We start from the raw sequence: 19,364 nt of genomic DNA on the forward strand, positions 1-19,364 counted from the left end.
CCCAGGGAGGCGACGATGCCTGCAGCACGGGAATCCCTCCTCGACGCCGCCTATACGTCGCTCGCGCGCCGTCCGTGGTCCGCGGTGCGGATGGTCGATGTGGCCGCCGTGGCCGGAGTCTCCCGGCAGACCCTCTACAACGAGTTCGGCAGCAAGGAAGGGCTCGCACGGGCCCTCGTCCGGCGGGAGGCCGACGCCTATCTCGCGGGCGTGGAGCGGGCTCTGGTCAGCCATGGCGAGCCGCGCGAGCGGTTGGCGGCGATCGCGGACTGGACCGCTTCGGCGGCTCGTGGGAACCCCCTGTTACGGGCCGTGCTCACCGGGTGCTGGAGCGAGCGGCTGCCATCGCCGACGCTGTCCGCGGTGCCGTCCTCCTCCGCCGTGCCTGCGCAGCGGCGGGCCGACGGGCCGCTGCCGTTGCCGGGGGACTTCGTGCAGGTGGTGCGCGACCGGGCCGTTACGGCGCTTACGGCGGTGGGGGCTACGAAGTCGGAGACGGCGGAGTTGGCGCGGGCCTGTGAGCTGGTGGTGCGGCTGGGGTTGTCGTGCGTGGTGGCTCCCGCCGGGGAGGGCGGAACTGCGGGCTTGGTCCGGGACGCCCTCGCAACTGTGCGGGTGGTGAGTTGAAGGGGCTCTGAGCTGCGGGTTCGTTGTGGCTGGTCGCTCCCACGCCATTCAGCCCCGGGTCCCTACGGGGCGCTCAGTGGGCCGAGCCCGACAGCTGTAGTCCGATCACTCCCACGATCACCAGTGTGATCGAGACGATCTTCAAGGTGGAGACCAGGTCGCCCAGGAAGATCATGCCGTAGATCGCCGTGCCGGCCGCGCCGATGCCGGTCCATACCGCGTATGCGGGGCCGACGTCGAGCTTCTTCAGAGCGAGGGTGAGGAGACCGAAGCTGCCCAGGGCGAAGATGCAGAAGGCGATCGTCGGCCAGAGTCTGGTGAAGCCGTGCGAGAGCTTCAGACAGACGGCGAAGCCGGTCTCCAAGAGTCCGGCGACGACAACCAGCAGCCACGCCATGTGATGCCCTCCCACGCTCCGTGACCGCTTCGCCTGGCTTGGGTCCCGCTTGGTGCGATTATGCCTTTACCGTCGTGGCGGCGATGCAAACAAAACTGAGGTCACCGGTGATCAGTTGCCATCAGTCGCCCTCGCGCCGCTCACGCGTGGCGAGCAGCCTGCGCAGCGAGTAGAGCCGGGCCGGATCCGCGTGGCCGTCGGCCACCCACTCGTCCAGCGCGCAGTCCGGCTCGTCGTGGCTGCAGGCGCGCGGGCAGCCCTCGGTGCCCGGTTCCAGGTCGGGGAACGCGTGGATGACCCGGGACGGGTCCACGTGATGCAGCCCGAAGGACCGTACGCCGGGAGTGTCGATCAACCAGCCGTCATCGTCGGGCAACGGCAGCGCGAGCGCCGATGTCGTCGTGTGCCGCCCGCGGCCCGTCACCGCGTTGACCACCCCCGTCGAACGCCGCCGCTCCTTGGCCACGAGCGCGTTGACCAGCGTCGTCTTGCCGACGCCCGAGTGCCCGACGAACGCCGTGATCTTGCCGTCCAACTGCTTGCGCACCCGGTCCACCGCCTCCCCGCTCTCCAGTTCCGCACGGCTGGTCACGACATACGGAACACCCAATGCCCCGTACAGCTCAAGGAGTTCGTCCGGCGGGGCGAGGTCCGACTTGGTGAGCACGAGCAGCGGGTCGAGTCCGCCGTCGTACGCGGCGACCAGGCAGCGGTCGATCAGCCGCGGCCGCGGCTCCGGGTCGGCGAGGGCGGTGACGATCGCCAGCTGGTCGGCGTTGGCGACGACCACGCGCTCGTACGGATCGTCGTCGTCGGCCGTGCGCCGCAGGACGGAGGTACGCGGCTCGATGCGGACGATGCGGGCCAGCGTGTCCTTCTTGCCGGTGAGGTCGCCGACGATGGCCACCCGGTCGCCGACGACCGCGGCCTTGCGGCCCAGTTCGCGGGCCTTCATGGCGTACAAGACCCGGTCCTCGACGAGACACGTCAGCCGACCCCGGTCGACCGTGAGGACCATGCCCTCGGCGGCGTCCTCGTGCTTGGGCCGGATGTTCGTACGCGGCCTGCTGCCCTTGCGGCCCGGGCGGGTGCGGATGTCGTCCTCGTCGGTGTGCTTGCCGTAGCGGCGCATGTTCCGTGTCCGCCCGTCAGTTCCCGAGCATTCCGGTCCACAGGTCGGGGAAGTCCGGCAGGGTCTTCGCCGTCGTCGCCACGTTCTCGATCTGTACGTCCGGCACGGCGAGACCGATGACCGCGCCCGCGGTGGCCATGCGGTGGTCGTCGTAGGTGTGGAAGACCCCGCCGTGCAGTGGACGCGGGCGGATGTGCAGTCCGTCGGCGGTCTCGGTGATGTCGCCGCCCAGCTCGTTGATCTCCTTGGTGAGCGCGGCCAGGCGGTCCGTCTCGTGCAGGCGCAGATGGGCCACGCCCCGGAGGGTGGAGGGCGAGTCGGCGAGGGCGGCCACCGCCGCGATGCCGGGGGTCAGCTCGCCGACCTCGCCGAGGTCCACCTCGATGCCGTGGATCGCGCCGGAGCCGGTGAACTCCAGGCCCCGGTCGGTCAGTTCGCAGGAACCGCCCATCTCGGTGAAGATCTCCCTCAGCCTGTCACCGGGCTGGGTGGTGTGCACGGGCCAGTCCGGGACGACGACCCGGCCGCCGGTGACCAGGGCCGCCGCCAGGAACGGCTGGGCGTTCGACAGGTCGGGCTCGACCGTCAGATCGCGGCCGAGCAGCGCGCCGGGCGTGACCCGCCAGACGTTCGGCTCGCCGCCCGATTCCGGGGTGTCCACCTGGGCGCCGACCGACCGCAGCATGTCGACGGTCATCCGGATGTGCGGCATGGAGGGCAGCGTCGAGCCGGTGTGCCGTACCTCGACGCCTTGGTTGAAGCGCGGACCGGACAGCAGCAGCGCGCTCACGAACTGGCTGGACGAGGACGCGTCGATCTCCACCGGCCCGCCCTCCAGGGCCCCGCCGCCGTGCACGGTCAGCGGCAGCGCGCCGCGCCCGTCGTCGTCGATACGGGCACCGAGGGCGCGCAGGGCGTCGATCACGCCGTGCAGGGGACGCTCGTACGAACGCGGGTCGCCGTCGAAGCGAATGGGGCCGTCGGCGAGCGTGGCGACCGGCGGCAGGAAGCGCATCACCGTGCCGGCGTTGCCGACGTCGACCGTGGCCGGGCCGTGCAGGCCCGAGGGGATGACACGCCAGGCCTCGCCGGAGCCGTCCGGGCCCACGCCCTCCTCGATGCCGACGCCCATGGCACGCAGGGCGTCGGCCATCAGCACGGTGTCGCGGGAGCGCAGGGGGCGGCGCAGCCAGCCGGGCTCGGCCGCGAGGGCGGCAAGCACGAGGGCCCGGTTGGTGACCGACTTGGACCCGGGCACGTGGACCGTCGCGTCGACGGCTCCGCTCGCGTGCGGGGCGGGCCAGAGGGCGGTGTTCGCGGGGTTCGGGGCCATGGGCCCCACTCTAGTAGTCGGCCGTGGTTCGAGTGCGGGAGCGTTGTGGCTGGTCGCGCCCCATGGGAGGGCGCGCCGTGCTTCAGACCTGCAGAAGCCACCTGCCCCCGCCTATCAGCGAGCACAGGCTCACCGCGTGGAACAGGAACAGCCACATTCCGGCCGGGACATGGGTCAGCCGGGACAGCTGGTCCGCGTCCGAGTCGCCCGCGCCGCCTCGGCTTCGCTTCGCCTGCAGCTCGAAGGCCGGGCGTACGCCGCCAAGCAGCAGGAACCAGACCACCGCGTACGCGAACGCCGCCTGCACCTGAGGGCCCGTCAACCAGGACACCACCACGAACGTGCCACCGGTGAGGAGCACCGTGAGGGCGCCGTACGCGTTGCGGATCATCACCAGCATCGCCACGAGGAGCAGCGTGGCCAGCCACAGGAGCGCGGTGATGTGGCCCGCGGCGAGGAACGCGGCGCCGCCGAGGCCCAGCAGCGGGGGAGCGGTGTAGCCGGCAGCCGCGGTGAGGATCATGCCGAGACCGGTCGGCTTGCCGCGGCTGACCGTGAGGCCGCTGGTGTCGGAGTGCAGCCGTATACCGCTGAGGCTGCGGCCGGTGAGCAGGGCGATCAGGCCGTGGCCGCCCTCGTGGGCGATGGTGATGGCGTTGCGCGAGAGCCGCCACAGGCCGTGCGGGACGATCACGGCGAGAGCGGCGACCATGGTGGCGACGACCACCCAGATGTCGGGGTCGGGCTGGCTGCCGAAAACCTCGTCCCAGAGGGTGGCCAGCGAGGTGGCTGCGGTGGCTTCCATTGTCTGCGGAGGTCTCCTCGTCTTCGCGCCAAGTCTGGCAGTGTGGCACGTATGTGCGGACGTTATGCGTCGAGTCGTAGGCCCGAGGATCTCGCAGGAATCTTTGAAGTCGAGAAGTGGGAGCCGGAGGAACAGTTCGAAGCCGACTACAACGTGGCTCCCACCAAGGACGTCTACGCGGTACTCGACCGTCCTCTTAAGGACGTCGAGGACCCCAAGCCGGTTCGCCAGCTGCGCCGGCTCAAGTGGGGCCTGGTGCCGTCCTGGTCGAAGACGCCCGAAGGCGGCGCCCGGATGATCAACGCCCGCGCGGAGACCGTCCACGAGAAGCCCTCGTACCGGCGGGCCTTCTCCTCCCGGCGCTGCATCATCCCCGCCGACGGCTACTACGAGTGGGTGACCGGCAAGGCCGAGCGCGATCTGGAGGCCGAGGGCAAGAAGAAACGGCCGCGCAAGCAGCCGTACTTCGTGCTGCCCGCCGACGGTTCCGTCTTCGCGATGGCCGGGCTGTACGAGTTCTGGCGGGACAAGACGCTGCCCGACGACCATCCGCAGTCGTGGTGGGTGACCTGCTCCGTCATCACGACCGAGGCGGAGAAGTCGCCCCTCGCGGTGGCCCCGGCCGACGGCCCGCACGTTCTGGCCGACATCCACCCCCGTATGCCCTTGATGCTCACCCCCGACCGCTGGGACTCCTGGCTCGACCCCACCCGTACGGACGTCGAGGACCTGCGCTCCCTGCTCGAGCCGCCTCCGCCGGGGCTGATGCGCGCGTACCCCGTCTCCACGGCGGTCAGCAACGTACGCAACAACGGCCCGGAGCTGCTGAAGGAGCTGGAGGCGCCCGAAGAGGGCACACTCTTCTGATGTGACGCAGAGCAACGAACTCGTAGAGCTTGTGGAGACGGACGCGGGTACGGCCCGCGTCACCTGGCACAGGGCGAAGCAGGCGCGGCTGGTGCTCGCCGTGAGCCACGGCGCCGGCGGCGGCATCGAGGCACGGGATCTGCGCGCCCTCGCCGCCGAGCTGCCCGCGCACGGCGTGACCGTCGCCCTGGTCGAGCAGCCCTGGCGGGTGGCGGGCAAGAAGCTGGCGCCCGCGCCGAAGACGCTCGACGTCGGCTGGCGCGGGATCTGGCCGACGCTCGCCGGACCCGGTCTGCCGGTCGTGGCGGGCGGTCGCAGCGCGGGCGCCCGCGTGGCCTGTCGTACGGCGCAGGAACTGGGCGCCGCCGCCGTCCTCGCACTCAGCTTCCCGCTCCACCCGCCGGGCAAGCCGGAGAAGTCGCGCGCCGACGAGCTGCTCGGGGCCGGTGTGTCCACGCTCGTCGTCCAGGGTGGCAACGACCCGTTCGGGAAGCCGGAGGAGTTCCCGGAAGGTGCTTACGACCTCGTGGAGGTGCCGTACGGAGATCACGGTTTCGCCGTGCCCAAGCGTGCCGAGATCGGTCAGGAGCAGGCGCTGGGGATCCTCACCGAGGGAGTGGTGAAGTGGCTTGCGTCACTCGCGTAAGCCCGCGCAAGGTGGCGGGAATGATGCGGTAGCGGCCTCTGTTGAGAGCGGCAGAAGTACTCACTCCGAGTACTTACCGTTCGTCCGAGAGGAAGTCCGCCGCATGGGTTCGACCATCTGCCCGAACCGCAGCAGTGCAACTGACCTGGACTGGTCCGTCCTGCATGCGGCAAAGACCGTCCCCGTACGGGCGGCGGGCGGACCGAATCGGCGTGCCGCTCCGACCTCCGGGCCCTCCGCCCCGACCGCAGGTCGTCTATTCTCCGATTCGAGTGGGACCGGTTTCGGTTCTACGACATCGTTTGAGGAGGTGGGTCCGGTCGCTGGGACCGACGCAGGGACCGAAAACGGCCAGGCGGAGCAGCCCGAGGGCCAGGGCAGCGGTACGGAGTCGACCGCCGAGCGCAACGCGCGCTTCGAGCGGGACGCCATGGAGTTCCTCGACCAGATGTACTCGGCCGCGCTGCGTATGACGCGTAACCCGGCCGATGCCGAGGACCTGGTGCAGGAGACGTACGCGAAGGCGTACGCGTCCTTCCACCAGTTCCGCGAGGGCACCAACCTGAAGGCGTGGCTGTACCGGATCCTCACGAACACGTTCATCAACTCGTACCGCAAGAAGCAGCGCGAACCTCAGCGCAGTGCGGCCGAGGAGATCGAGGACTGGCAGCTGGCGCGCGCCGAGTCGCACATGTCGACCGGTCTGCGCTCCGCCGAGTCGCAGGCGCTCGACCACCTGCCCGACTCGGACGTCAAGGAAGCGCTCCAGGCGATCCCCGAGGAGTTCCGCATCGCCGTCTATCTGGCGGACGTTGAGGGCTTTGCGTACAAGGAGATCGCGGACATCATGGGGACACCCATCGGTACGGTGATGTCCCGCCTGCACCGGGGCCGCCGTCAACTGCGCGGCATGCTGGAGGACTACGCCCGTGAGCGCGGGCTGGTCCCGGCCGGTGCTGGAGAGTCGAACGAAGCGAAAGGCTCGGGCTCATGAGCTGCGGAGACCCGCACGAGACGGACTGCAGTGAGGTACTCGATCATCTCTACGAGTTCCTCGACAGTGAGATGCCGGACGCCGATCGCGTCAAGTACAAGCAGCACTTCCGGGAGTGCTCGCCGTGCCTGGAGAAGTACGGGCTCGAAGAGGCCGTGAAGAAGCTGGTCAAGCGGTGCTGCGGCCATGATGACGTGCCGACCGATCTGCGGTCGAAGGTCCTGGGCCGTATCGACATGATCCGCTCCGGCGAGACCGTGCCCGAGCACGACGTGACGGCCTATCCCCAGGCGACGCCGCAGGAGTCCTGATCTCCTCCAGACGTGCCGTACATGAGTGACGTACATACACGTGGACCGTGATCCCACCAGGATCACGGTCCACGTGTATGTACGTCAGCGGGTTCGGTCGAGGGCCTGTTCAGACCTCCAGGCCGCTCTCGATCCGCTTCAGGCTGTGCCGGGCCAGCGCCAGGTTGCTGCGGGTCCGGTCGAGTGCCATATAGAGGAAGAGCGTCCCCTTGCTGCTGGTGAGCGGCCGGATCAGGTGGTACTGCCTGCCCAGCGTGATCAGGATGTCCTCGATCACGTCGTCCATGGCCAGCGAGGCCAGGGTGCGCATCTTGGCCCGTACGACTTCGGTGTTGCCGGCCGCCGCGAGTTCCAGGTCGAGGCCCTGGCCGCCGCCGAGCGTGCCGAGCGACATGCCGCTTTCGTAGTCGACGAGAGCCGCGCCGAGGGCGCCCTCCAGCGTCATGGCTTCCTTGAGCGCGGTGTCGATGTTCATGCTCTTGCCCCAATTCCTCGGTGCTGCTGACCGGTCGATGTCCGGCCATCTACGATCGGATGCAAGCGATTGTGGGTCGCAAGCGGTCAACTTTTTGGCTGGTTATGAAGTTGACGTTCAAAGTACTGTGTGACCCAGGGAGGTGGGGGGGAATGGAGGAAATGAGTACGGCGCTTCAGGCTTCCCTGGACCGGCTCCTCGATTCCCCGGGGGTCACCGGCGTCGCTCTCGTCGACGCGGTCACCGGCCTGACCTACGGCGCCGCGGGAGACATCGCCGAGGCGGGGGACGGGCCCGAGGTCTGCGAACTCGCCGCCCTCATCGCCGAACGGCTGAGCGCCGCAGGCGCCGAGGGGGAGTTGGAGAGCGTCGTCACCACCACCACAAAACGCCATCACGTGCTGTTCTCCGTGGCGCGACCGGTGGGCGATCCGCTGATACTGGCGGCCGGCCTCGACCGGGACCGGGCCAATATGGCACTGGCCCTGCGCAGTCTGGGCGACCGGGCCGCAGAGGTACTGGCGTGATGGCGCCCCCGGCACGCAATGTGCCCGCACTGCTGCTGCGGCTCCGCGAAGAGGACTTCAGCGGAACGGTGCGCGTGTCCGGCCTGCCAGGAGGATCGATTCACCTGCGGAACGGGTTGGTGGGCGCGATCGAGACGCCCGGGGCGCCGACCGTCACATCGGCGCTGCTGACCTCTGGGCGGATCGGTGACGAGGTCTGGCTGGCCGCATGCGCCGCCGAGCCCGACGCGGACCGGCTGGGCGGACACCTCGTGGCCGAGGGCCTGATCAGCGCCGCCGAACTCGAAGTTGTCTGCACCGCGGCCGTGTTCGACGCGGCGTTCGCCATGGCGCTGAGCCCACCGGGAAGTTGGGAGCTGAGCGACCGGGAGCCCGCGCTCGTCGCGGAGCCGGGCGTCGAGCCACGGCAGCTGACCGAGGAGACCTCCCGGCGCATGGCACTGCTGTCACGTCTGTGGGGACCGCCGGGCGAGCTGACACGTGTCCGGCCCGCTCCGGCAGCCGGGGCCGGACCCCGTGGCTCCGACGGATGGCTCGCGCGTCGGCACCGGGACGTCCTGGACAGCGTCAACGGACGTCGTACGCCACGGGACATCGCCTTCACGCTCGGCCGCGGACTGTACGCGGTCATGCTGGACCTGATCCGCCTGGAGGCCCTGGACCTCATCCAGTGGGGCGCCGGGACCACCGCCGACGGCAGGCCGAGCACAGCTCCTCGTGTGCCGCAGGCCGACACGACCACCGCCGTACGGGCACCCGAGGCCGCACCGCTGCCGAAGCGCAGACCCGGCGGTGCGTCCCCCGCACAGGACGTCGGACAGAAGAAGAAGGGAGGGTAGTGAGCACCGACGACGACCGAGCGGCGCAGCCCCGGGAACGCGACGAAGCCGCGCCCCCACAGAAGCACGAACACGAGCAAGCCCGCGAGCACGTACAAGAGCAAGAACAAAAGCAAGATCAGGAAAGCGCCGCGACGGACGCCCGTCTTCCGCCGGATGCCGAACCCGGTTCTCCACCCGTGCGCACACCGTTGCCCGTACGCCGGCCGCTGCCCCGACGCGATGCCGCACCGGTCGCGCTCGCACTCCCGCCCGCTCTCCTGTCGATGATCTCGGCCGAGGAACTGGCCGCCGAGGCGCCCTCGATCGAAACCCTGCGGCGCGTCCGCCGGTCGCTGCGGGATCTTCCGGATGCCAACTGACTTCACCGGCTGATTCCACCGGCTGATTCCTGCGACTGACTCCTCCGGCCGGCTCCGTCGAGCCCGCATCGAACATATCGGCACCGCACATGCCAGCACCCAAGGAGCGCGATCCATGACCGAAAACCCATCGCCCGATTCCCTGACCGGCATTCTGACCTCGCTGCGTGAACGGGTGATGGGGGTCTCCGAGAGCGTCCTGTCCACCGTGGACGGCCTCCTCGTCGTCGCGGACACCGACACCGTTCACCCCGAGTCCGTCTCCGCCCTCGCCGCCGCGACCCTCGGTGTGGGACGTCGCATGGCCGACACCGCCGGTGTCGGTGCGCTCCGCGAGGTGGTGGCCCGCTGCGGTTCGGGGCATGTCATCGTCCTCGCCGTGGGCGACCGCGCCCTGCTCACGGTCAAGGGCGACGACGGCCTCGATCTCGCCGCGTTCCAGCGCGAGTCACCGGCCACAGTTGAACAGCTGACCAAGGCGCTCGCCTCCGACGTGGCGCATTGAGCGGTCTGACCCCGGTCCAGGCTGGGTAACCCCTGGGTAATGAGCGCCCGTCCGGCCGTACGTGGTTGGATGCGAGGAAGAGGACAACAGGGGGCACAGTCCAGCCCGAGGCTGCACGCTCTTCGACGAACTGGCAGGCGGGAATCGTGAGGATCTTCGGCAAGGGACGGCACCGGCCCTCCGCCTCATGGCGGCAGGCCACCGACCGCGCGTTCACGCTGATCGGCGACGGCCGGTACGAGGACGCGGGGGCGCTTCTCACGCGTGCGGCGGACCTGGAGCCCTGGCTGTCCGAGTCCTGGTTCAACCTCGCCCTGCTGCACAAGTTCCGGCACGACTGGGAGCAGGCGCGGGCCGCCGGCCTGAGGGCCGTGGCGCTGCTCGACCGGGCGACCGGGGCGCCTGATTGGTGGAACGTGGGCATCGCGGCCACCGCCCTGCAGGACTGGCCCCTGGCACGGCGGGCCTGGCAGGCGTACGGGCTGAAGGTGCCCGGCGGCGCCACCGCCTCCGGAGAGCCCGTCGGGATGGAGCTGGGCAGCGCTGCCGTACGGCTGTCGCCCGAGGGCGAGGCCGAGGTCGTATGGGGGCGCCGGCTGGACCCGGCCCGGATCGAGGTGCTGTCCATTCCGCTGCCGTCCTCCGGGCGGCGCTGGGGCGAGGTCGTGCTGCACGACGGCGTACCGCACGGCGAGCGGACCACGGCCGCCGGGCACGCGTATCCCGTGTTCGACGAGATCGAGCTGTGGGCGCCTTCACCGGTCCCCACCTGGGTCGTACTCCTGGAAGCGGAGACCGAGGACGACCGGGACGCCCTGGAGCGGCTCGCGGCCGACGCCGGCTTCGCCGCCGAGGACTGGTCGTCCTCCGTGCGGCTGCTGTGCCGAATGTGCTCGGAGTCCCGTATGCCGTCCGACGAGGGCGACGGCGAGCATCTCGACCCGCACGACCACAGCGAGCCGGGGCATCCGGGTCCGCTCGGCCATCGCACCGACGGGCAGCTGTGGATGCCCGAGCGCGAGTGCGGCCTCGCGGCGCCCGCCTCGCTGGTGCGGGGCCTGCTCGACGGGTGGGTTGCCGACAGCCCGGACACCCGGGACTGGCGGGATCTCGAAGAGGTCTGTTAGGGGTTGCGAGGACGGTTGCCGGCTGTGGGCCGTCGGGGTGGCTGGTCGCGCCCCTCCGGGGCACGGATGGGCGCCGTAGGCTGTACCCGCAACTTTTTCTTGAGGATCCCAGGAAGGCATACGTCGGTCATGGCGCAGCAGGACACCGATCAGCAGCACGCGGGCGTGCTCCCCGTGGACGACGACGGCTTCGTCATCGACACCGAGGACTGCGAGGAGCGCGAGGCGGCGTACCGCGAGCGCGGCACCTCACGGCCCATCACGGTCGTCGGGAACCCCGTGCTGCACAAGGAGTGCAAGGACGTCACCGACTTCGGAGACGAGCTGGCCCAGCTGGTCGACGACATGTTCGCCAGCCAGCGCACCGCCGAGGGTGTGGGCCTGGCCGCCAACCAGATCGGCGTCGACCTCAAGGTCTTCGTCTACGACTGCGGGGACGACGAGGGCAAGCGCCACGTCGGTGTGGTCTGCAACCCGAAGCTGGTGGACCTGCCCGCCGACAAGCGCAGCCTGGACGACAGCAGCGAAGGCTGCCTGTCCGTGCCGACCGCGTACGCGCCGCTCGCCCGTCCCGACTACGCCGAGGTCACCGGGCAGGACGAGAAGGGCAACCCGATCAAGGTGCGCGGCACGGGCTACTTCGCACGCTGCCTCCAGCACGAGACGGACCACCTGTACGGCTACCTCTACATCGACCGGCTCTCCAAGCGCGAACGCAAGGAGGCGCTTCGGCAGATGGCCGAGAACGAACCGCGCTACCCGGTCGTGGCCAACGACTGACCCCCCCCCGGCGCCCGCTGCCGATCCAGTGCCGACCGTCTTACGAAGGGCGGCTGAACGGCGGCTGAACTGCCGGGACGGAAAACGAGAGTTGGGGCCCACGGGTCACCCATACGTCCCCTGCGAACCACGCCTGGTCGGAAACCCCTCCCGACCAGGCGTCGTTCGTGTGTCCGTCGGACGTTCGATCCCTTTTGTTCTTCATAGAACCAAAATGAGTCACGCAAGAGGGCGTTCTCGGCACCATGGGGTAGTGCGGGGAGCAGATCTGTTCCCTAACAGTCGATTGTGGTGCTTCATGGAAGGGCGGGGATAGGCAAACGACACATGCCCAGGAGAGCGAGAGGGGCATATGTCAACAGGCGGCTGAGAGGGGTTTGTTCGTGCCTGCTTTCTCACAGAGCACCGCAACAACGCACACCCGGGTCGCGGTTCCACCGGCGCTCACTCTCCCGGTGATCGAGACGGAGTTTCCCCGGCAACTCCACCCGTATTGGCCCAGGCTTCAGGAGAACACCCGGGCCTGGCTACTGGAAAAGCGCCTGATGTCGCCCGACAAGGTCGCGGCTTACGCAGATGAGCTGTGCTACACGGACCTGATGGCCGGCTACTACATCGGTGCGCCGGACGACGTCCTCCAGGCGATCGCGGACTACAGCGCGTGGTTCTTCGTCTGGGACGACCGGCACGACCGTGACGTGATCCATAAAAGGCCGGTGGCCTGGCGGCGCCTCAAGCACCAATTGCACGCGGCTCTCGACTCCCCCCAGGACCATCTGCACCACCGGGACCCCCTGGTCGCGGGGTTCGCGGACAGCATGGTGCGGTTGTACTCGTTCCTGAGCAGGAGGTGGAACGTCCGCTTCGCGCGGCATTTCCACGCCGTCATCGAGGCGTACGACCGGGAATTCCACAACCGTACTTCGGGTATCGTCCCCACCGTCGAGGAATATCTCGCACTGCGGCGGCTGACCTTCGCGCACTGGATCTGGCTCGATCTGCTGGAACCGAGCGCGGAGTACGAACTCCCGAACGCCGTACTGAAGAATCCGACATACCGGCGGGCGGCCCTTCTGTGCCAGGATTTCGCCGCTTGGTACAACGATCTGTGCTCACTCCCCAAAGAAATAGCGGGAGATGAGGTCCACAATCTCGGAATCAGTCTCATTCACCATGAAGGGCTGACATTGACAGAGGCTGTCACGGAAGTGCGGCAGCGGGTCCAGGGCGCCATCACCGAATTTCTCCGCGTGGAAAAGGAGGTATTGCTGTACGCCAACCGGCTCGACACCGGATCCGCGCGCGGCGCCGCATTAGCGGCTGCCGTACGGGTGTGTCTGTTCAATATGCGGAACTGGTTCAGCTCCGTCTACTGGTTCCACCACGAGTCCGGCCGGTACCGGGTCGACAGCTGGGACGACCGCTCCACACCCCCCTACGTCAACAATGAAGCGGCAGGTGAGAAATGACCGTCGAGTCCGCACAACCCGAGGCGACCGAGGCCGCCTCGAAGCCGCTCGAACCCGAATTCGCCGCGGGCGCACTGCCCGTCCTCGGCCACAGCTGGAAGATGGTGCGCGACCCGGTGGGCTTCCTCACCCGGCTGCGCGACCACGGTGACGTCGTCCGGATCAGGCTGGGACCGAAGACGGTGTACGCCATCAACAGTCCGGAACACACCGGAGCCCTGGGCCTGAGCCCCGACTTCGGGATCGGCGGACCGCTGTGGGACACCGTGGAGGTGCTCCTCGGCAAGGGAGTCGTGACCAGCAACGGCGCCACGCACCGGCGCCAGCGGCGGACGATCCAGCCCCCGCTGCGCATGGACGCGATCCAGCGGTACGAATCGGTGATGGTCGAGGAGGCGCGTGCCCTCGCCGACCGCTGGCGGCCCGGTGACACGGTCGACGTCACGGCGGAGGCCTTCCGTATCGCCATCCGCGTCATGGCCCGCTGCCTCTTGCGGACCGAGAACATCGACGAGCTCTCCGACCGGCTGAACGCCGCACTCCACATCGTGATCACGCGGCTGTTCCGGCGGATGTGCCTGTCGTTCGGGCCGTTCTACCGGCTGCCGCTCCCCTCCCACCGCGAATTCGACCGCGCGCTGGCCGAAATGCACCGACTGACCGACGAACTCATCGCCGAGCGCCGCCGCGTCCCCATGGACGGCCCGGACGATTTGCTGTCGGTCCTGTTCGAGGCGAAGGACAAGAATGGCGAGCCGATCAGCGAGCAGGAGTTGCACGACCAAGTCATTTCGTTTCTGACGGCGAGCAGTGAAACGACCGGGGTTCAGTTGATGTGGATCTTGGACCTGCTCACCGAGCACCCCGAACACGCGGAGCGGCTGTGCGAAGAAGTCGAATCCGTCGTAGGTGACCGGACCATCACACTCGGCGACGTCAGGAAGCTCACGCACACCAACAATGTCATCACCGAGGCGCTCCGGCTGCGCCCGGCGGTGTGGATACTGACCCGGCGGGCATTCGCCGAAACCGAACTCGGCGGGTATCGCATTCCGGCCGGTGCGGATGTCGTCTACAGCCCTATGGCCGTCCAGCGCGATCCGAGGTCGTACGAGAGGCATCTGGAGTTCGACCCCGACCGCTGGCTTCCGGAGCGCGCCAAGGACGTCCCGAAGTACGCGATGGTTCCGTTCAGCGTGGGCAATCGCAAGTGCCCCGGCGACCACTTCTCGATGGCCGAACTGGCCATCATTCTGGCGACGGTGATCCCGAAGTGGCGCTTCGAGTTCGTGCCCGAGGCAGACCGCTCGACCCATGTCGGCCTGACGCTCCAGCCCACCCGGCTCCTGCTGAAGGCCATACCGCGCTGAACCGCGTACCGCACCGCGGGCGCACGTTCAGGCGACCTCGGGCTCGTCCCGCGGACCCCTGAACGTGCGCCGGTACGCCTGCGGGGTCGTCCCCAGCGACCGTACGAACTGATGGCGCAGCGCGGCCGCGGTCCCGAACCCCGTACGGCCCGCGATCGCGTCCATCGTCTCGTCCGTCGCCTCCAGCAACTGCTGGGCCAGCAGCACCCGTTGACGCAGCAGCCAGCGGTACGGCGTGGTGCCGGTCTCCTGCTGGAAACGGCGCGCGAAGGTGCGCGGGGACATGTGCGCACGGGCGGCGAGCTGCTCGACGGTCATCTCCTCGTCGAGGTGACGCTCCATCCACACCAGCACCTCGCCGACCGTGTCGCACCGGGACAACGGCAGCGGGCGCTCGACGAACTGGGCCTGACCGCCGTCACGGTGCGGCGGCACGACCATCCGGCGGGCGATCTTGTTCGCCACCTCCGGCCCCTGCTCCTTACGGACGATATGCAGACAGGCGTCGATACCGGCGGCGGTGCCGGCCGAGGTGATCACCGGGTCCTCGTCGACGTACAGCACATCGGGTTCGACGGTCGCCCGCGGATAGCGGCGAGAGAGCTCGTCCGCGTGCCGCCAGTGCACCGTGCAGCGCCGCCCGTCGAGCAGTCCGGCCGCGCCCAGCACGAAGACGCCGGAGCAGACGCTGAGCACGCGCGCCCCGCGGTCGGTGGCCCGGCGCAGCGAGTCGAGCAGCCCGGGCGGGTACTCGCGACCGATGAAGTCGCTTCCGGCCGGTACGGCGATCAGGTCGGCCACTTCGAGCCGGTCGAGCCCGTACGGAGTGGAGACCGTGAACCCGGGGACATGGGTGCGCAGCGACGGGCCCTCCGCCGTGACGACCGCGAAGTCGTACACGGGCAGGCCCTCGTCGCTGCGGTCGAGGCCGAACACCTCGCAGACGACACCGAGTTCAAAGGGATGCACACCGTCGAGCAGGACCGCGGCCACGTTGTTGAGCATGCTGCCAGTATGTCTGAAGCGTGGCAGGAAATCGAGGGTGTGCGGCAGTCCTGCCACTGACGGTAAGGAGTAATCGGCGCGACAGTGGTGTCCATGGATACGACACGCATGGAAGCACTCATCGGAATGGTCACCGTCCTCGGGATCCTGGCCCTGCTCGTCCTCCCCGCCGTGATCGGAATCGTGCGCGACCGGCGCATCGACCGTCAGCTCAGGGAGGCCGAGCAGGCTTCAGCCGGGGATCAGAAGTCCTCGTCGAAGTCGACGGTGCCCTCCACCGCCACCTGGTACGCCGAAGGCCGCCGTTCGAAGAAGTTGGTCAGCTCCTGAACGCCCTGCAACTCCATGAAGGAGAAGGGGTTTTCGGAGCCGTACACCGGAGCGAAGCCGAGCCGCGTCAGCCGCTGGTCGGCCACGCACTCCAGGTACTGCCGCATCGAGTCGGTGTTCATCCCCGGGAGGCCGTCACCGCACAGGTCGCGCGCGAACAGCAGCTCGGCCTCGACGGCTTCCCGGAGCATGTCGGTGACCTGCTGCTGAAGCGCGTCGTCGAAGAGCTCCGGCTCCTCCTTGCGGACGGTGTCGACCACGTCGAAGGCGAAGTTCATGTGCATCGTTTCGTCTCGGAACACCCAGTTGGTGCCGGTGGCCAGGCCGTGCAGCAGGCCGCGGTTGCGGAACCAGTAGACGTACGCGAAGGCACCGTAGAAGAAGAGCCCTTCGATGCACGCGGCGAAGCAGGTGAGATTGAGCAGGAAACGGCGGCGGTCGGCCTGGGACTCCAGCCGGTCGATCTGCTCCACCGAGTCCATCCACTTGAAGCAGAACTCGGCCTTCTCGCGGATGGACGGGATGTTCTCGACCGCGTCGAAGGCGGCTGCGCGGTCCTCCGGGTCGGGGAGGTAGGTGTCGAGCAGCGTCAAGTAGAACTGGACGTGCACGGCCTCCTCGAAGAGCTGACGGCTCAAGTAGAGCCGCGCCTCGGGGGAGTTGATGTGCTTGTAGAGCGTGAGCACCAGGTTGTTCGCGACGATCGAGTCGCCGGTCGCGAAGAACGCGACCAGGCGGCCGATGAGGTGCTGCTCGCCGGGTGACAGTTTCGCGAGATCCGTCACATCCGAGTGCAGGTCCACCTCCTCCACGGTCCAGGTGTTCTTGATCGCGTCCCGGTAGCGCTCGTAGAAGTCGGGGTAGCGCATGGGGCGCAGGGTCAGCTCGAAGCCCGGGTCGAGGAGATTCTGGGTTCGGGTGGTGCTGGTCACTGGCAGGCCTCGCAGGACTCGGGGTTTTCCAGGGAGCAGGCGACGGCGTCTTCGTCGGGCGCCTGTACGGGGACGGTCCGCGCGTGTGCCTGCGCCGCGCGGGCAATGCGGGTTGCCGGGCGGGAACGCAGGTAGTACGTCGTCTTCAGGCCCGACTTCCAGGCGTACGCGTACATCGACGAGAGCTTGCCGATGGTCGGTGTCTCCATGAAGAGGTTCACGGACTGGGACTGGTCCAGGAACGGGGTCCGGGCGGCGGCCATGTCGATCAGGCCGCGCTGCGGGATCTCCCACGCCGTGCGGTAGAGCCGTCGTACGTCCTCGGGGATCCAGGCGAAGTCCTGCACCGAGCCGTTCGCCTCGCGCAGCGCCTCGCGGCTGCGGGCGTCCCAAACTCCCAGGTCCTTCAGTTCGTTCACCAGGTACGAGTTGACCTGGAGGAACTCGCCCGACAGGGTCTCGCGCTTGAAGAGGTTGGAGACCTGCGGCTCGATGCACTCGTAGACGCCGGCGATCGAGGCGATCGTGGCGGTGGGCGCGATGGCGAGGAGGAGGGAGTTGCGCAGGCCGGTGGCGGCGATGCGCTGCCGGAGGGCCGACCAGCGCTCGGGCCAGGTGAGTTCGACGTCGTAGTGGTCGGGGTGCAGAACGCCCCGGGCCGTACGGGTCTTCTCCCAGGCCGGGAGCGGGCCGCTGCGCTCGGCGAGGTCGGCGGAGGCCTCGTACGCGGCGAGCATGATGCGCTCGGCGATCTTTGTGGAGAGCTGCTTGGCTTCCGGTGAGTCGAAGGGCAGGCGCAGCTTGAAGAAGACGTCCTGGAGCCCCATCGCGCCGAGGCCCACCGGCCGCCACTTCGCGTTCGACCCGCCCGCCTGCCGGGTCGGATAGAAGTTGATGTCGACGACGCGGTCGAGGAAGGTGACGGCGGTACGGACGGTGGAGTCGAGCCGTTCCCAGTCGATATCACCGGCCGATGCGTCCACAAAGGAACCCAGATTGACGGACCCCAGGTTGCAGACCGCGGTCTCCCCGTCGTCCGTCACCTCCAGGATCTCCGTGCAGAGGTTGGAGGAGTGGACCGTGTGGCCGGGCAGCGCGGTCTGGTTGGCGGTGCGGTTGGCGGTGTCCTTGAACGTCATCCAGCCGTTGCCGGTCTGGGCGAGCGTGCGCATCATGCGGCCGTACAGATCGCGGGCCGGGATGGTCTTCTTGGCGAGACCGTCCGCCTCCGCTTTGCGGTAGGCCGCGTCGAAGTCCTCGCCCCACAGGTCGACCAGTTCGGGCACGTCGGAGGGGGAGAAGAGGGACCACACGCCGTCCTCGTCGACCCGGCGCATGAACTCGTCCGGGATCCAGTGCGCGAGGTTGAGGTTGTGCGTACGGCGAGCGTCCTCGCCGGTGTTGTCGCGCAGTTCCAGGAACTCCTCGATGTCGGAGTGCCAGGTCTCCAGGTAGACGGCTGCGGCACCCTTGCGCCGGCCGCCCTGGTTCACGGCGGCGACGGAGGCGTCGAGGGTCTTCAGGAACGGGACGATGCCGTTGGAGTGCCCGTTCGTACCGCGGATCAGCGCACCGCGGGAACGGATCCGGGAGTACGCGATGCCGATGCCGCCCGCGTGCTTCGAGAGCCGGGCGACTTGGTGGTAGCGCTCGTAGATGGAGTCCAGCTCGTCCTTCGGAGAGTCGAGGAGGTAGCAGGACGACATCTGGGGGTGCCGCGTACCGGAGTTGAACAGGGTGGGGGAGGAGGGCAGGTAGTCGAGGCGGCTCATCAGGCGGTAGAGCGCGGCGACTTCGTCCACGGAACGGGTGGTGTCGTCATCGGCCAGCCCGCTCGCCACGCGCAGCATGAAGTGCTGGGGCGTCTCGATGACGTACCGGGTGATCGGGTGCCGCAGCAGGTACCGGCTGTGGAGCGTACGCAGCCCGAAGTACCCGAAGCGGTCGTCGCCTTCGGGGTCGATGAGGCTGTCGAGGCGAGCCGCATGGATCCGTACGAACTCGGCGGTGCGGTCGGCGATCAGGCCCTCGCGGTGCCCCGCCGCGACCGACTCGGAGAATGACCGCACGTCCTGCGAGGCGGCCTCGGCCGCGATGCTGATGGTCAGCAGCCGGGCGGCCAGCTTCGAATAGGCGGGGTCCTCGGAGATCAGACCCGCGGCCGCCTCGGTGGCCAGCTCGCGCAGCTCCGCTGTGATCACCGGCACGCTCGCCCCGTGCGCGGACCGGCCGCGCAAGGCCGCGGCGGCGACCCTGCCCGGGTCGGTGTCGGGGAGATCGGCGGTGAGGTCGATCAGGGTCCGCAGCAACGCGGTCCCTGGTCCGTCGGCCTCGGCCCTGTCCTGCTGGTCCTGTGTCGCTTTCGCTGAGACCGGATCGGCTGGCGCGATGGTCACGTGGGGCTCTCCCTCGCTCGGCAAGGGGCCTGCGGGGAGAGGGTGGTTCGGGGCACACGGACGTACGCGCTCTGCGCAGCGGGACGCCGCGTCCACCGGCCCACTCCGCGAGGCCCGGACGTCATGGTCGCCCGG

General features: G+C 68.8%; 22 protein-coding genes. 14 read left to right on the top strand and 8 right to left on the bottom strand.

What is annotated here, in order from left to right:
• Positions 1–15 precede the first annotated feature (15 nt).
• The gene (locus ACGFNK_RS10055) at positions 16–627 is read left to right on the top strand and encodes a TetR/AcrR family transcriptional regulator (RefSeq protein ID WP_393413751.1); all 612 of its coding nucleotides are present in this window, start codon (positions 16–18) and stop codon (positions 625–627) included.
• 73 nt (positions 628–700) lie between these two features.
• On the opposite strand, the gene ACGFNK_RS10060 is transcribed toward ACGFNK_RS10055, so the two are convergent.
• From ACGFNK_RS10060 to ACGFNK_RS10075, 4 genes are all read right to left on the bottom strand, one after another.
• Positions 701–1,024, bottom strand: coding sequence for a DMT family transporter (locus ACGFNK_RS10060; protein ID WP_386339228.1), 324 nt, complete (start codon positions 1,022–1,024; stop codon positions 701–703).
• Positions 1,025–1,145: 121 nt separating this feature from the next.
• On the bottom strand, positions 1,146–2,156 hold the full coding sequence (gene rsgA, locus ACGFNK_RS10065) for a ribosome small subunit-dependent GTPase A (RefSeq protein ID WP_393413755.1): 1,011 nt from the start codon (positions 2,154–2,156) through the stop codon (positions 1,146–1,148).
• 16 nt (positions 2,157–2,172) lie between these two features.
• The gene (aroA, locus tag ACGFNK_RS10070; protein WP_388681326.1) at positions 2,173–3,489 is read right to left on the bottom strand and encodes a 3-phosphoshikimate 1-carboxyvinyltransferase; all 1,317 of its coding nucleotides are present in this window, start codon (positions 3,487–3,489) and stop codon (positions 2,173–2,175) included.
• Positions 3,490–3,571: 82 nt separating this feature from the next.
• Positions 3,572–4,294: a M50 family metallopeptidase gene (locus ACGFNK_RS10075; protein WP_393413759.1), complete on the bottom strand. Its 723-nt coding sequence runs from the start codon at positions 4,292–4,294 to the stop codon at positions 3,572–3,574.
• Positions 4,295–4,345: 51 nt separating this feature from the next.
• Here ACGFNK_RS10075 and ACGFNK_RS10080 point away from each other — a divergent pair, with 51 nt between their 5' ends.
• From ACGFNK_RS10080 to rsrA, 4 genes are all read left to right on the top strand, one after another.
• Complete coding sequence (locus ACGFNK_RS10080; RefSeq protein ID WP_393413762.1) at positions 4,346–5,161, top strand: SOS response-associated peptidase; 816 nt, start codon at positions 4,346–4,348, stop codon at positions 5,159–5,161.
• A gap of 1 nt (position 5,162) precedes the next feature.
• Positions 5,163–5,807, top strand: coding sequence for an alpha/beta family hydrolase (locus ACGFNK_RS10085; protein WP_393413765.1), 645 nt, complete (start codon positions 5,163–5,165; stop codon positions 5,805–5,807).
• 310 nt (positions 5,808–6,117) lie between these two features.
• Positions 6,118–6,801: an RNA polymerase sigma factor SigR gene (gene sigR, locus ACGFNK_RS10090; protein WP_386339211.1), complete on the top strand. Its 684-nt coding sequence runs from the start codon at positions 6,118–6,120 to the stop codon at positions 6,799–6,801.
• The gene (gene rsrA / locus ACGFNK_RS10095; protein ID WP_393413768.1) at positions 6,798–7,112 is read left to right on the top strand and encodes a mycothiol system anti-sigma-R factor; all 315 of its coding nucleotides are present in this window, start codon (positions 6,798–6,800) and stop codon (positions 7,110–7,112) included. The genes sigR and rsrA overlap by 4 nt, the downstream gene beginning before the upstream one ends.
• A gap of 109 nt (positions 7,113–7,221) precedes the next feature.
• Here rsrA and ACGFNK_RS10100 read toward each other — a convergent pair whose 3' ends face one another.
• Positions 7,222–7,587 (bottom strand): hypothetical protein, encoded by a 366-nt coding sequence (locus ACGFNK_RS10100; protein WP_393413771.1) that lies wholly within the window; start codon positions 7,585–7,587, stop codon positions 7,222–7,224.
• 152 nt (positions 7,588–7,739) lie between these two features.
• Between ACGFNK_RS10100 and ACGFNK_RS10105 the strand changes: the two genes are divergently transcribed.
• From ACGFNK_RS10105 to ACGFNK_RS10140, 8 genes are all read left to right on the top strand, one after another.
• Positions 7,740–8,114 (top strand): hypothetical protein, encoded by a 375-nt coding sequence (locus ACGFNK_RS10105; RefSeq protein ID WP_393413774.1) that lies wholly within the window; start codon positions 7,740–7,742, stop codon positions 8,112–8,114.
• Complete coding sequence (locus ACGFNK_RS10110; RefSeq protein WP_393413777.1) at positions 8,114–8,953, top strand: hypothetical protein; 840 nt, start codon at positions 8,114–8,116, stop codon at positions 8,951–8,953. Before ACGFNK_RS10105 ends, ACGFNK_RS10110 begins: the two co-directional genes overlap by 1 nt.
• A 179-nt stretch (positions 8,954–9,132) precedes the next feature.
• Positions 9,133–9,315, top strand: a complete 183-nt coding sequence (locus ACGFNK_RS10115) for a hypothetical protein (RefSeq protein ID WP_393413780.1) — start codon at positions 9,133–9,135, stop codon at positions 9,313–9,315.
• A 115-nt stretch (positions 9,316–9,430) separates the two neighbouring features.
• Positions 9,431–9,820, top strand: a complete 390-nt coding sequence (locus ACGFNK_RS10120; RefSeq protein ID WP_386339195.1) for a roadblock/LC7 domain-containing protein — start codon at positions 9,431–9,433, stop codon at positions 9,818–9,820.
• A 146-nt stretch (positions 9,821–9,966) separates the two neighbouring features.
• Positions 9,967–10,947, top strand: coding sequence for a tetratricopeptide repeat protein (locus tag ACGFNK_RS10125; RefSeq protein ID WP_386339192.1), 981 nt, complete (start codon positions 9,967–9,969; stop codon positions 10,945–10,947).
• 129 nt (positions 10,948–11,076) lie between these two features.
• On the top strand, positions 11,077–11,727 hold the full coding sequence (gene def / locus ACGFNK_RS10130; RefSeq protein WP_393413785.1) for a peptide deformylase: 651 nt from the start codon (positions 11,077–11,079) through the stop codon (positions 11,725–11,727).
• Positions 11,728–12,110: 383 nt separating this feature from the next.
• The gene (cyc1, locus tag ACGFNK_RS10135; RefSeq protein ID WP_393413788.1) at positions 12,111–13,196 is read left to right on the top strand and encodes an epi-isozizaene synthase; all 1,086 of its coding nucleotides are present in this window, start codon (positions 12,111–12,113) and stop codon (positions 13,194–13,196) included.
• Positions 13,193–14,566, top strand: a complete 1,374-nt coding sequence (locus ACGFNK_RS10140) for a cytochrome P450 (protein ID WP_393413791.1) — start codon at positions 13,193–13,195, stop codon at positions 14,564–14,566. Before cyc1 ends, ACGFNK_RS10140 begins: the two co-directional genes overlap by 4 nt.
• Before the next feature lie 27 nt (positions 14,567–14,593).
• On the opposite strand, the gene ACGFNK_RS10145 is transcribed toward ACGFNK_RS10140, so the two are convergent.
• The gene (locus ACGFNK_RS10145; protein ID WP_393413794.1) at positions 14,594–15,571 is read right to left on the bottom strand and encodes a GlxA family transcriptional regulator; all 978 of its coding nucleotides are present in this window, start codon (positions 15,569–15,571) and stop codon (positions 14,594–14,596) included.
• A 93-nt stretch (positions 15,572–15,664) separates the two neighbouring features.
• On the opposite strand from ACGFNK_RS10145, the gene ACGFNK_RS10150 reads away from it, so the two are divergent.
• The gene (locus ACGFNK_RS10150; RefSeq protein ID WP_386339177.1) at positions 15,665–15,901 is read left to right on the top strand and encodes a hypothetical protein; all 237 of its coding nucleotides are present in this window, start codon (positions 15,665–15,667) and stop codon (positions 15,899–15,901) included.
• Here the strand turns inward: ACGFNK_RS10150 and ACGFNK_RS10155 are convergent.
• Positions 15,814–16,833, bottom strand: coding sequence for a ribonucleotide-diphosphate reductase subunit beta (locus ACGFNK_RS10155; protein ID WP_393413797.1), 1,020 nt, complete (start codon positions 16,831–16,833; stop codon positions 15,814–15,816). The two genes, ACGFNK_RS10150 and ACGFNK_RS10155, sit on opposite strands and share 88 nt — an antisense overlap.
• Positions 16,830–19,229, bottom strand: coding sequence for a ribonucleoside-diphosphate reductase subunit alpha (locus ACGFNK_RS10160; protein WP_393413800.1), 2,400 nt, complete (start codon positions 19,227–19,229; stop codon positions 16,830–16,832). Before ACGFNK_RS10160 ends, ACGFNK_RS10155 begins: the two co-directional genes overlap by 4 nt.
• Positions 19,230–19,364 lie beyond the last annotated feature (135 nt).

The sequence above is a fragment of the Streptomyces sp. NPDC048825 genome (assembly GCF_043198355.1).
GTDB lineage: Bacteria > Actinomycetota > Actinomycetes > Streptomycetales > Streptomycetaceae > Streptomyces > Streptomyces xiangluensis.